General features: G+C 52.8%; 9 protein-coding genes. 3 read left to right on the top strand and 6 right to left on the bottom strand.

What is annotated here, in order from left to right:
* Nucleotides 1-2 precede the first annotated feature (2 nt).
* Nucleotides 3-1,013: a TauD/TfdA family dioxygenase gene (locus PSR63_RS24545; RefSeq protein WP_274328476.1), complete on the bottom strand. Its 1,011-nt coding sequence runs from the start codon at nucleotides 1,011-1,013 to the stop codon at nucleotides 3-5.
* 59 nt (nucleotides 1,014-1,072) lie between these two features.
* Complete coding sequence (locus PSR63_RS24540) at nucleotides 1,073-2,248, bottom strand: ROK family transcriptional regulator (RefSeq protein ID WP_274328474.1); 1,176 nt, start codon at nucleotides 2,246-2,248, stop codon at nucleotides 1,073-1,075.
* A gap of 230 nt (nucleotides 2,249-2,478) precedes the next feature.
* Here PSR63_RS24540 and PSR63_RS24535 point away from each other — a divergent pair, with 230 nt between their 5' ends.
* Nucleotides 2,479-3,798, top strand: a complete 1,320-nt coding sequence (locus PSR63_RS24535; protein ID WP_274328472.1) for a Gfo/Idh/MocA family protein — start codon at nucleotides 2,479-2,481, stop codon at nucleotides 3,796-3,798.
* 20 nt (nucleotides 3,799-3,818) lie between these two features.
* Here the strand turns inward: PSR63_RS24535 and PSR63_RS24530 are convergent, their stop codons facing one another.
* The 4 genes from PSR63_RS24530 to PSR63_RS24515 all read right to left on the bottom strand — a co-directional run bounded on the left by PSR63_RS24530 (nucleotide 3,819) and on the right by PSR63_RS24515 (nucleotide 9,607).
* Nucleotides 3,819-4,901 (bottom strand): serine hydrolase domain-containing protein, encoded by a 1,083-nt coding sequence (locus PSR63_RS24530; protein WP_274328470.1) that lies wholly within the window; start codon nucleotides 4,899-4,901, stop codon nucleotides 3,819-3,821.
* A 129-nt stretch (nucleotides 4,902-5,030) separates the two neighbouring features.
* Nucleotides 5,031-5,714: an SGNH/GDSL hydrolase family protein gene (locus PSR63_RS24525; RefSeq protein ID WP_274328468.1), complete on the bottom strand. Its 684-nt coding sequence runs from the start codon at nucleotides 5,712-5,714 to the stop codon at nucleotides 5,031-5,033.
* Nucleotides 5,715-5,717: 3 nt separating this feature from the next.
* The gene (locus tag PSR63_RS24520) at nucleotides 5,718-7,100 is read right to left on the bottom strand and encodes a DUF1552 domain-containing protein (RefSeq protein ID WP_274328466.1); all 1,383 of its coding nucleotides are present in this window, start codon (nucleotides 7,098-7,100) and stop codon (nucleotides 5,718-5,720) included.
* Nucleotides 7,101-7,102: 2 nt separating this feature from the next.
* The gene (locus tag PSR63_RS24515) at nucleotides 7,103-9,607 is read right to left on the bottom strand and encodes a DUF1592 domain-containing protein (protein WP_274328464.1); all 2,505 of its coding nucleotides are present in this window, start codon (nucleotides 9,605-9,607) and stop codon (nucleotides 7,103-7,105) included.
* Between the two features lie 531 nt (nucleotides 9,608-10,138).
* Here PSR63_RS24515 and PSR63_RS24510 point away from each other — a divergent pair.
* Nucleotides 10,139-11,752, top strand: a complete 1,614-nt coding sequence (locus PSR63_RS24510) for a sulfatase family protein (protein WP_274328462.1) — start codon at nucleotides 10,139-10,141, stop codon at nucleotides 11,750-11,752.
* A 72-nt stretch (nucleotides 11,753-11,824) separates the two neighbouring features.
* On the top strand, nucleotides 11,825-13,111 hold the full coding sequence (locus PSR63_RS24505; protein WP_274328460.1) for a sulfatase-like hydrolase/transferase: 1,287 nt from the start codon (nucleotides 11,825-11,827) through the stop codon (nucleotides 13,109-13,111).
* Nucleotides 13,112-13,302: the final 191 nt, after the last annotated feature.

Below are 13,302 nucleotides of genomic sequence, written 5' to 3'. Positions count from 1 at the left end.
AGTTATGTCGCGTGGGCGTGCTGTCCCATCTCGAGCAGCGAGGCCAGAATTTTTCGTGGGCCTTGGAATGTTCGGCGACCGTGCATCACCAGGAAGTTATCTACCAACGCGATATCACCGTCTTGCCAAGCAAGGTCGAACGTCAGTTGGTCCGCCATTTTGGCAACTTCCATTACCGTGTCCCGATCGAGCGGTTGCCCGTCGCCGAATGTGATCGACTTGGAAGGATCATTTCGACTGTCCTTCCAACCACAGAAGGCCGCAATTAATTGATTGAAGAAGACTTTGCGGCCCGGTGATACTTCGCGGACTGCCGGCAATACAGGCGTGGTTGCGCGAAGGCTGCCATCCTCCATCCATTCCCATGTGTACCCATACTCAGCCATGCGAGCTTGAGCTTCTTCTTGCGTTTCGACCCGAAACGTGCTTTGCCAACTACGCCCCATCCCAGAAGATGCATCGTTCGCGGCGGGCATTACGTTTGTGTATTTCAACCCTTTCGTTTCGCAGTCATAGGCGAACTGAGGAAAACGCTCTTGAATCCGCTCGAACAAAACATCGGAGCGGCACAGTGGCGTGGCACCTCCCTCTTCGGCGGCCTGCCAGCAGCAGAAGAACAGCTTGCTGGGGAAAATAGGCGTTTGCGCCATCTCGTGATGCAAATAGATGTTCACCGTCGAAGGAGCCTCGTTGGCCGAGAACACGCGTTCTGTAAAGTTTGTCCGAACGGCGTTGGAGAGAGATACCTCGTAGGGAAAGTTCTCAATGTCGAATGTGGCAATGAAACGATCGAAATCTTCCGGTTCGCTCAACGGAAAGCCACGAAAAAGGATCGCCCCATGCGTCTGCCCCTGTCGTAACAAGTCAACATGGTTCTCCTTGGCCCAATTAACAGCGTCTTCCAGCGTCGCTGACTTGGCGTCACACTGCAGAACTAATGGAAATACTTCTCCATCATACGACTGTTGATTGGGCACACTGATGGGCGAGACGTTCAACCGTGGATCGGTCATGGTGGGAGTTCCTGAAAACTAGGTTCCGTTTGTCTTGCGGGAATGAAAGGAATAAACCGTTAGCGCAATGGCTTCCACTGATGGACGGCCAATGCGGCAGCCCCGAGCGCCCCTCCATGCATGCCGAATTCAGAAGCCACAATTCGAGGAGCCCTGGCATGCTTCGTATTGGACAGGGGATAGACAACCTGACGGATTGGCTCGAGGAACGCATCTGTCAACTTAGCCAATGGCCCGGCTACAATGATCTTTTCGGGGTTTAGTAACAGGCTGATCTGCGCGATTACGCGTCCGACAGCACTGGCTGCAGACTGTAAAACATCGAGAACTAACGGCTCCTGCTTCTCAGCGGCGGCAAGCATGTCCTCCAGGACGACACGGTTCCGTTTCAGCGACAACGCAGTCTTTTCCCCGGCAGCCATGCGTGCGGCCAGTTGATCAAGAATCGCCCAAACCGAAGCGATGCGTTCCAGCGGAACAAGCTCTCGCGAGTCGTCTTCAAGACGTTCGCACGGCCAGTTCCCGATTTCGCCTGCGAGACCGTTCTGCCCGGTATGAAGCCGCCCGTCGATTACGACTCCCGCGCCAATACCACTACGAATTCCCAAACAAACGAAATCACTCACCCCACGAGCAGAACCAAACCACTGCTCAGCCAGTGCCATAGCACGGATATTGTTTTCGATATAGACAGGTACGTCGAACTGTTGTGAGAAGTGCTCGACCAAAGGGATATGCTGCCATCCAGTGATATGTTCATAGTGAACGGCCTCACCCAGCTGGTGATCGACAACACCAGGCACACCGATGCCGATTCCTAGCAGTTGACTGCCATTTTTGATTGCTTCGATGCCCGTTTCGATCTTCTTGACCACCTGCGCGGCCGAGTCGGATGCGAGAATGCGAACGACCTCTTGCTGGAGCACCTGTTGAGAGAAATCGACCGATGTGATCGCGATTTGCGATGCCTCAAAGTCGACCCCAATGAAATGCCCTGCTTCTGGATTGAGCTCGAGTATGGTTGGGGGACGTCCTGCGCTGCTAGCGACCTTTCGCCCTTCCTGAAGGAATCCTTCACTCACGAGTCGATCGACATAAAGGCCTACCGTCGATGGGGCCAAACTCAACTGACGCGCTAGTTCGACGCGTGAGACGGACTCGGTCTGACGAACCAGACGAATCAACTCGGATTCCGCTTCTGCAATCGCGCGCTGTTTAGTTTTAACGGCCTGCATCCAAATTTCCTTGCGGGCAACGAGTGAACTGCCTAAGATATTATTTCGATTTCAAAAAAAGTCAATCATCTGCCGGCAGGATTCTATAAAACGTTCCGTTAGCCTCGTCGTGTGATCCTTTCGACTAAACTTTTTTTGCCCCACGAGAAAGGTGCGATGGGATTGACGCCACCCCCGCAATCCTACTTTTCCAGCCCCCTCCCCATTCATCCAACTCAAGGAATACCCCCATGCCCAACTCGACTTTCCGATTGACACGCCGCAAGTTTCTCGCTGCCGGCGCGGTCGCAGCGGCAGCACCGACAATCCTTTCCTCTCCCGCGAAGGCCGCTCCAAGCGAACGGATCACAGTTGGCGTGGTAGGCCTGGGCTCAAGGGGATTCAACTTGCTGGATGATCTACTCGGTTCAAGCGACGCTCAGATCGTTGCCGTTTGTGATGTCGACACGATGCACTACCGAGATCAGACGTGGGGTAAAGGCAGGGAGTTTGGGCTTAAGGCCGGGCAAGAATATATCGATCAGAAGTCGGGCTCCAAGACCGGCGTTTCCACCACCCGTGACTTCCGCGACATCTGTAACCGGGATGATATCGACGCGGTTGTTGTTGCGACGCCGGACCATTGGCATGCATTATGTACGCTTGAGGCACTGCGTGGTGGCAAGGACGTCTACTGCGAGAAGCCAGTCACCCATACTTTCCATGAAGGGCAAACCGTTTACCGCGAAGTCGCCAAGCAAGAGGCGATCTTCCAGACTGGCAGCCAACAGCGAAGCGATTGGCGTTTTCGCCGTGCGGTCGAACTGGTTCGCAACGGGCATCTAGGCAAGATTCATTCGATCGAAGTCGGATTGCCACCTGGATATGACAATCCACAAGGCGATCCGACGGTTGCGAAGCCGCCAGAGCATCTTGATTACGATTTCTGGTGTGGCCCTTCCCCGATGCTTCCATACATGCGGGCCCGGCACCATCGCTGGTGGCGTGGCCACCGGGCTTATGGCGGAGGAGTATTGATGGACTGGATTGGCCATCATAACGACATCGCTCACTGGGCGCTTGATTTGGACCAATCGGGTCCCGTAAAAGTAGAGGCGGTCGGTTGGACATTCCCAGACACCGATGTCTATAACACGCCACACCAGTATGAAATTGAATGCGAATACGAAGGCGGCGCTAAAAGCTCGATTTCGAGCCGCAACAGACTGGGCCTGCGACTAATCGGTGACAAGGGCTGGGTGTTCGCTACGCGCGGAAGAATTGAGGCATCTCAGCCGACTTGGATCGAAGCCAAATTCGACCCGGGCTCGGAAAAGGCTTATGCCTCGGACAATCACATGCACAATTTCTTGAGTAGCGTTCGTACTCGTCGCCCGTGTATTTGCCCGGCCGAGACGGGACATCGCTCGATTACGCCAGGACATCTTGCCTATGTCTCGCAGGCCCTTGGGCGTGCTCTGAAATGGGATGCGAAAACCGAGACCGTTGTAAACGATCAAGCGGCCAATGAACTACTACAGCAACACCATTACCGCCAGCCATGGGGCTAAGTAGCGTTGTCGAGCGGCGGCTATCGCGACGATTTCAACTCGGTAATCGTCGCATCCAGAGCCTCCTTGGAAGTTGGGGCTTCCGGAAGAGCCTTGTCGTGAAATGCTGGCAGCAGTTTGTCCCAAACCACGTTCAATTCTGCCTGCATGTTGCCGGTGTGAGCGGTAATGGCCACGACTGCATCTTGTTCCGGCAGAACGATACAGAATTGGCCATCTTTTCCATCACCGCGAAAAGCTCCATGTCGGCAACGCCAGAACTGGAAACCATAGCCCTGATCCCAGTCGCTGTCTGGATTGCTTCCGTTAGAAACTTGTTTCGAGGTGGCCATGCTGATCCATGATTCTGGAATCAGTTGCTTCCCGTTCCAATTTCCCTTTTGCAAGTAGAGTTGGCCAAACTTCGCGATATCCTCAGTCCGTAAGTAGAGCCCATATCCACCAATGGAAATTCCTTGAGGGCTGTTCTCCCAGACTGGCTTTTCTATGCCCAAGGGCTCAAATAGTCGCGGCGTCAGGTAGTCGAGAACCGTTTGCCCGGTCACCTTTTGTACGATCGCAGAAAGCATATACGTGGCAGGCGTGTTATAGCGAAAGTGGGTTCCCGGCTTATGAGGAACCGGGTGGGCCAAGAACGCTTTCGCCCAATCGGTCTGCTCTCGCCAATTCAGTTCGTCCTGATGTCCAGCGTTCATCGTCAGGAGATCCCGAACCCGCATTGATCGGAGATTAGCCGAAGCCTTTTCCGGGGCATCCTCGGGAAAGAACTTCAGCACAGGATCGTCGATGCTGAGCTTCCCCTCAGCGATTGCAAGCCCGACAGCCGTTGAGGTGAAGCTTTTGCTAAGCGACCAAAGAATATGCGGCTTATCGGCCGACTCAGGTGCCCACCAAGCTTCCGCAACAACTTTGCCATGACGAACAAGCATGAAGCTGTGCATCGAGTTGACTTCACGATCGGCCGCCAGGATGTATTCGCGAATTGCCTCTGAAGAAACGCCCTGCGATTCCGGCGACGCTCGTGGCAAATAACTCTCTTCAGCGCAAAGAGTACTGGCTCCCAATAGACACAAGACGAGCAGTACACGAGTGATTGACTTCATATTTGATTCTTCACGTTTCTAAAAGGTCTACCGTTACTGGGTAGTCGGTACGCTGATGAATGGTACGGTCATACTGTGTTTTACTTGACTCGCCATCGTTGCAGGCGTCAGGCCAAGCTTCGTTCTTGATCAGTCAACTTTGAGTGAAGATCGAATATGACCGACTAGGGGTGGATGAATCGGCTTGCGGTCGAAGAAAAATGGATCCGCTCCGTGACTCGCGGGGCGGTCCATATCGATCAATGCGAGAACATAAGAATACATGTCGTTGATCTCGATCGATTCTTCCTTCATAACTTTCGCGGCAATCATGTTGTACTCAATCTCCGAGCCTAACTTGAAAACGTTCGATGTCGAATGACGGATCGGAGTCGTGTTGGCCCAAATCAATTTGGCATTCGTCTCTTTCAATTGGGCGACGAACTCTCGCAAATTGTCTTCATACTCTTGTGGAGATGTTGCGCGGATACCGCCAGCGTGAATCGGCATGACTCGGAAGGATTTCATTCGAGGAGCACAATAAATCAAATCTCCGAGGCCAAAGTTGAATTGGATCACATCCCACGGCTTGTCTCCCAACAGCGAATCCAAATTGGCAAGCGCTGTTGTGGTGTTCACTATCGCGACATGCTTAGGCTTGGCATAAACAACCTCGACCTGGCCCTTCAACTCTTTTGCCGCTTCGGATGCTGCCTGTTGCGAGACGCTATCGCCAAGAATGAGAACCCGGGGACGCGCCGTTTCTTCACCCAATGCAACGGTTGGCAAAAGCAACGTTGCCACGACCAGAAGATTCGTTACAAGTTGATACATGGGCTAACCTATCAACTGGTTCAAATTGCCCGTACTATCAGCAAATTTCTCGACAGGTACGTCCATTACATTCAACATAGTGACAAACAAGTTGGCCAACGGCACTTTTTTGCTATCCACGAATTCATGCAGGTAGCCATGCTTGAATCCTAGGTTCTTCCCGCCTGCCAATTGCAATGGATAATTCTGACCGCTATGCGACGCATGGGGATGGGCCGACCCCCAAAGCACCAATGTGTTATCCAGCATGTTGCCATCCGCTTCAGGTGTATCACGCAAGCGTTTCAGAAAGTAAGCGTGATTCGAGGCCCGCCATCGATCCCATTGCCCCGAGAAACCTTCGGGACGTTTGTGCGCGATGTCGTGCGTAGCCCCTTTATAGCCGAGCACGTAATTTGCATAATTCCACAACTCGCTACTGCTTGAGTGTTCACTCTCGGTCATGAACGTTGCCAGCCGAGTTTGATCGGTCACAAACGCCAGGTACATCAAGTCGTACATACACTTGATGTACTCTTCCGGATCTTTATGGGTGACATCTAGATTCAAACCTTTCGTCGAGACGTCTGGCAGCGGCTTATGAGTCCACTCGCTCGTTCGCTCTACTCGTTTCTCAATCTCGCGAACCGACTCCAGGTATTCATCCAGTTTGACTTGGTCCTCAGAACCAAGCCGATTGCGAAAGCTACGACTGTGTTCCATCATTAGATCGAGGATACTTGCATCTCGCTTCAAGTTTGCCCGCACCTGCTCAACACCTTGATTTCCGTAAGGGTTGAATAAGCGATTGAATATCTCTTGCGGCTTATGCAGCGATGGTATTGCCTTCCCTGGACCTCGGTGCGACAGCGTCTTGCTGCGAAGGTATGAACCTGTGCCTCCTTCGGTACCCATTACCAACGAAGCATGTCTTGTGTTATGCCCGTGATAAAATGCGATTAGTTGGTCGATCGAGACATTGTTGGTCGTTTCGATCTCGGCCATGTCGGCCCCGGTAAGAAACACGTCGCCACTGCTGTGCCCGCCCAGTTGCCAGCCTCCCTTGTGGTCTAAACCACGTAAATAGGTAATGTCATCCTTTAAGTCTTGAAATGGCTCGCTCGACTTGTTGAAGGAAAGTCGGCCTGGTTCGGCACACGGCCACCAACTCCACTCATGATGCTTATACTTACCTTCGCTATCCTTGCCAGGGACTCCTGCAGGGCCATCCGGCATGTAAACACCGTACGAGATGTACGTAGCGACCATCCGTTTCGGAAGATCCCGAGCAACGCCGACAGTGGCTCCTACTGCGGTATTCATTGCATTGAGCCAAGGAAGCGCGAGCGCTACCCCACAACCTTTGAGTAGCTCGCGGCGATTAACCTGCCAAGACTTCTGTGCCATGATTAGTCTTCATCCTCAGAGTACTTTTCGCGAAAGATGTCACTCAGACAGATAGAAATCAGAATGTCCCGCGTCCCAAAGGAGTTTTGTTCCGTTGCGGACATAATTGCTTCCACGGTCGATCGGTCTCGATATGTCAATTTTCTGCCGGCTGCGTAAGACAAGAGCCGACGAATAATGTTCTCGGCGATTTCTTCTTTGTGAACATCGATCAGAAATTCTTTTAAAGCTTCTATGCCCTCGACTTCTGGGCCACCTGGCACGCGTGCCGTGGCCTCGACTTCGACAACATTGATCGATTCGAGATAACGTCGATACCCGCTGAGATCACGATCAACCTTCTCGTCAAAGCGACGAACCCTCACGCCGTCTTTGGGAACCCTTGGCTGAAACTGGCCAACTGCGTTGTATTGCTCGAATGGGATACCCCATGGATCGAGCCGCACATGGCATTCATTGCAGCTTTCGGTATTGCGATGTTTGGCCAGCAGATCGGCAATCGAGATTGCCTTTTCCACGGAGTCGCCAGCAGTTTCACTTAGTGCCGGCACTTCCGATGGCGGGGGAGGTACGTCGTCCCCAAGAATTGCCTCGCGAAGCCACACAGCGCGATAGATAGGATGGGGAGCCGTCCCAGTACCATTTCCGATAAGCACTGACCCCTGCGTCATCAGACCGCCCAATTGATGTTTCGGTTCAATATCAACGGGACGCAACTGCATACCGTGAACTCCTTGAACACCGTAATGGGCTGCAAGCCGCTCGTTCAGAACGGCAAAGTCCGAATCAACAACCGCCATTGCACTTGCATTACGATCGATCATCTCGCCAAAGAATTCCACCGTTTCTTGGAGCATGTAGTCGCGTACCGTCGGGCGATAGGGTACTTCCGTCCCAGCAGTTTCGCCCGCTGAGACCGTATACAAAAATCGTGGAAATAGATCTCGATTGATTGGCACTGTCCGCATCTTACGGATGCTGAGCCATTGCAGAGTGAATTCTTCGATAAAGCGGTGGGCTTTCTCGTCGCCAAGCATTCGGATCACTTGCTGTTGGATCACTGCTGGATCATCCAGTTTTTGGTTAGCGGCCAGCTCCAGCAAATGGGGATCTGGCATGCTTGCCCAAAGAAAGTATGAAAGGCGAGAAGCCATCGCATGGTGGAACTCGGCATCCACACTCCACTCGTTGTGATAAAGAAATTGCGGTGACACAAGCACCATCGCGAGTGTCTCACGAAACGCTTCCTCTTTGGATTCTACGTTTGCACGAACAAGGTCGTAAATCTTAGAAAAACGCTCTACCTCACTCTCGGTTGCCGGTCGACGGTAGGCCCGTGACATGAATCGTGTTAACACTTCTCGCACATACGCAGCAGGATCGCTTTCCTTCAAGGGCGAGGCAAACAAGATCGCCTTGTGGTGTTCGGGAGGCCATACATCAACAACGGGTGCCTCGAATTCAATCCAGTTAATGACTGCCCGCGGAAACTCAAGTTGACGCGCGTTACCGTAACCATCATTCAACGTTCCATCGTCAAAGATAAGACGCGGGATGATACTCATCTGATCGACCAATTCACCGCCGTTACCTCCCTTGCCCGTGCGGGTAGTGATGTACGGATGGTTCTCCACTCGACCGGTAAATTCAAAGATCTGAGGGTCGTCAGGGTTATTCGTTAGGTATAGCGTCGCTACCGTCTTGAAAGGTGTTTGCGTTCTGCCAGGAGGCGTCCCCATATCGATATTAAGAGGAGCTTCAGAATGCCCATCAGGCAAAACTGCCGACGCCTGCATTCGTATGCGATACTGGCCCGTCTTAGGGAAATTATTCAATCGAATTCCATCCGACGCGCAATTACGACGATTACCCCAGATCCCAACTTCATCCTGCCCCATGCCACGATCAATCCCAGCGGACGACCATTCTCGACGCACCTTGAAAACCTCTGGCTTCTCAAGATCGACGATCGCACTCTTCATCGCTCGGCGGGCTATTTCCATGTACCGATCCAATCGCTCGGGACCGATACGCATGAGTTCAGCTGTGTTACGAAAGTCATAGAACTTTTCGGGATCTTCCGGCAAGTCGTCCGCAACATCGAATTCAAACCCGAGCAGATCGCTGATCGTGCTTTGATATTCCAAATTGGTGAGTCGTCTCACCGCTGGTGCCGATGTTTGTCCCGGTGACTCGGTCGCAACATGCTTCAGCTCGCGATCAATCCAATCAACAATTGCCGTTCGCTCAGCATCAGTCGGTTGCCGCTCGTCCTCGGGCGGCATCTGGCCATCTTCAAGTTTCTCCAGAACTTGTTCCCAGCGGTCCAGGTCGGCCTCTGTACTAAAGTCACCCCGCAAGTCATGAAGAGTCATGTCCCCCTTGCGCTTCTCAGTGCCGTGACATCGAATGCAGTAAGTAGCAACAAATGACTGAACGTTAGACGCAAACCCATCAGCCCCCATGGGAATCTCGGCGCTGAATGCCAGGCAGGGAACAAACAGCACGCAAGCCATCGCAACAAATGCATGAAGCAGTGGTTTGTATGGTACGAAAACAATGTCTTTCTGTACTAACCAAACGCTGCTCGTTCGAAGCGAACACACTCCACCACTGCGATACGTTGGCGGCATCGAATAGCAATGCCGACTTTCATCTGGGGAGGAATGGCAGGCAGGCAAGCAGAGGGGCATGAGCAACCAGCGAGTAATTCTAGCGCGGGAAGGATTAGAACCCTTTCTATAATATCCAGAAGCTCGTCGAATCGCGATAACAATTGTGACGTTTTCCTCAATCGAGGTATAGGACAACGCCCTTCAATAGGGCAGCGATTCGACGAAGACTACCCAGCAGACATTGGTCACACTCTGAGTTAGCTAACTGTTGTTTTCCAAACTTTGGGTCCAAGCCTGATTGAACTCACAGCGCTATCCGGTTCGCTTTAGCTTTTGCGGCACATTACAATGTGTTCTGAAAGCTACGGCGATGTAGCCGTGCCGATAGCCAGTGGGATTGCCCCGCTAGAAGGAAGCTTCCTGGTGAGCAGTAGTCTATTTGTATTTGTAACTCTTGTCGCTTTCTCTGTTTCAGGTTGTACCTCAGTAGCGCTCGCAGAGTCGGTCGATCCGCATGCACTCCCCAACGTTGTCATTATCTATACCGATGACCTGGGCTACGGCGATGTATCGTGCTACAACGCGGACGCTAAGTACGAGACCCCTCGGATCGATCAGATGGCAGCCGAGGGGATCCTCTTCACCGACGCTCATAGCCCCTCAACAATCTGTTCGCCATCACGCTACGGCCTCTTCTCGGGCCAACAGATTTATCGCTCGACGGGGCGAGGTGGAGGCGCGTTTGAGGGGCCTTCCGGCCCGAGCTATCTCAAGCCAGGCACGCTTACCCTTGGCCAGATGCTCCAGGCCAAGGGATATCGAACCGGCGTCTTTGGAAAGTGGCACGTAGGGCTGACCTGGCTGGACAAGGATGGCAAACGACTCGGCGGAGGCTTTGAGAATTCCCTCCTCATCGATTATGAAAAGAGCACTCCGTTAATCGATGGTCCGAACGCACGCGGGTTTGACGAATCATTCATTACTCCGAACTGCCCCAACACCGATCCGCTCTACCTTTACATCCATAATGGCATGGTTGTCGAGCCAGCTGACCGCCGGCATAAACGCGATACTCTTCCCAACCCTGGCGGAAAGTGGCGGTGGGACAATGACGAAGGATGGCGTCCACCGCATTATGATTTCGTCGGCGCGGACCAGCTTTTCTATCGCAAGATGAAAAGCTTCATCACGTCGCACCACAAAGCACAGCCACAAACGCCATTTTTAGCAGTTTTGTCTACGCAGATCTGCCATGCCCCGGTGCTACCTTCGCCTGAGTTCAATGACGTTACCGATGCCGGTCCGCGTGGCGATTTTGCGGCCGAGCTTGACTCCATTGTTGGCAAGACACTCGATCTTCTGAAAGAAATAGATATCGATGACAACACGATTGTCCTGTTCAATTCGGATAATGGCCCAGAGACACTTCACACGGTCTGGATGCGGCAGGACCATAATCACGACGCGGCCGGAGGTTGGCGCGGCATGAAACGCGATGGATGGGAGGGCGGCCATCGCGTCCCCTTTATTGCTCGCTGGCCTTCACGAATCCCGGCTGGGCGGGTCTCCGATCAGATGACTAACACAACCGACATCATGGCGACGCTTGCTTCGGTTGTCGGCTACAAGCTTCCCAACGATCAAGCAACCGACAGTTTCGACATGCTGCCAGTGATGATCGGGACACAGGCCGCTGATGAATCCGTCCGGCCCCATCTTTTGACCCAGAGCTTCCGTGGCGAGTTCCAAATCCGAGTGGACGACTGGAAGTATTTAGACCATCAGGGCTCAGGCGGAAATAACTACGACAATGGCAACATGGCCCAGTACGTCCTACCTGAACAAGCCCCTCACTCCAAAGGACAGCTCTACCATCTGGCTAACGATCCAGGAGAGACAACGAACCTATACTTTAAAGAACAGCAGCGTCGCGAAGCGATGCAATCGCTGCTGAAAGAACTCAAGGAAAGCGGCCGAAGTGCGCCACTAAATCGCGTACCAATCGGTATCGGGAACATTCCCATCATTCAAAACTAGCCCACCAAGAAGCCTGTATACCTCGGCGTATCGCACTGCGTACAGCCAGGCCAGGTACATATGGAGTAAGAAATGACGCCCCGCTTCTTAGCGCTAATCATCCTCCTCCTGGCAAGCACAAAGGCCTACGCAGACGTCGACCGTTCTCCTAACATTGTCGTTATTCTGGCCGACGATTTAGGTTGCCGCGACTTGGCACTGTACGACGGCTGGGTAAAGACGCCCCGACTAGAGCAGATGGCTCGCGAGGGTATGCGTTTCACTGATTTTCATTCCAACTCTTCCGTGTGCAGCCCGACACGGGTGGCCTTTTTAGCAGGACGCTATCAACAGCGTCTGGGTGTTGTCGATGTTATCGTCGGCGACCGCGAGCCGGAGAAGGGAATTCTGCCATCCGTTCCCACCATCGCGAGTGTCCTCAAAGAAAACGGTTATGCGACTGCCTTGTTCGGCAAATGGCATTGCGGCCACCAGGATAAATACAATCCTCTGCACCATGGCTTTGACGAGTTCGTCGGATTCCTCAATGGCGGAAGCGACTATCACCAGCACGGTGGCTGGCGTGTAGGACTGAAAAGAGAAAACATGCCAGGATACACGACGCACGTAATCACCGACCGTAGCATCGATTTTATCAAGCGTCATCAGGACAAGCCGTTCTTCCTCTACATCTCACATGCCGCCGTACACAATCCTTATCAAACCATTGAAGACACACCGGAAAAGAGAATACCGGGCGAGAAATCGCACCTCATCAACGATAAGAATCGTGTACGTTACAAGTGGATACTTGAAGACCTCGATCAAAGCGTCGGGAAGATCTTCGACACCTTGAATGAGCAAGGGCTTGCTGAGAATACTCTGGTATTCTTTTTCTCTGACAATGGCGCCGTTGGGATGGCTCCACAGCAGTATCGCCAGTTTCGAGGCGGTAAATTCAGCAACTACGAAGGTGGCCACCGCGTGCCGGCTATCGCCTGGTGGCCGGGCAAAATCAAGGCTGGCAGCAAGTCGGATGCTTTAATTGCTGGTTTCGATCTTTTCCCTACGTTTACGGATATCGTCGGTCTAACTACGAGCAACCCGGATAATCTCGACGGTACCAGTTTAGAGGGACACCTCCTCAAGCAAGAAGATTTCCCTGGCCGAGATATCTTCTTTGGCTATGAGCCCAAACTGGGGACGGCGATGCGGCGTGGACCTTGGAAAATGATTGTCAAGGAAGATGACGTTCAGCTTTACAACCTTACATATGATCGTATGGAAACCACCAACTTGGCAGATCAATATCCCCAACGCGCCGAAGAAATGCGTAGCGCGATTGAGCAATTTAAGAAAGATGTCACGCCCGGCTCATAACCTGCTCGATCGCTAGTCAGCGACTTGGCACGCCCCTTCTCCCCTACCCCTCTTCCATTGAAACCTCTCATGACGCGGATTGCCAAAATACTGACACTAATCATAACCATCTTTTCCGGGATGGCTCTTACCGGCAATTGCCACCTTCAAGCGGAGGAAAATTGGTACCAGCCAGCGGGACCAAGCGGTAA

Source organism: Bremerella sp. P1, from assembly GCF_028748185.1.
Taxonomy (GTDB): Bacteria; Planctomycetota; Planctomycetia; order Pirellulales; family Pirellulaceae; genus Bremerella.
This window is presented reverse-complemented; position numbering and strand designations above follow the sequence as displayed.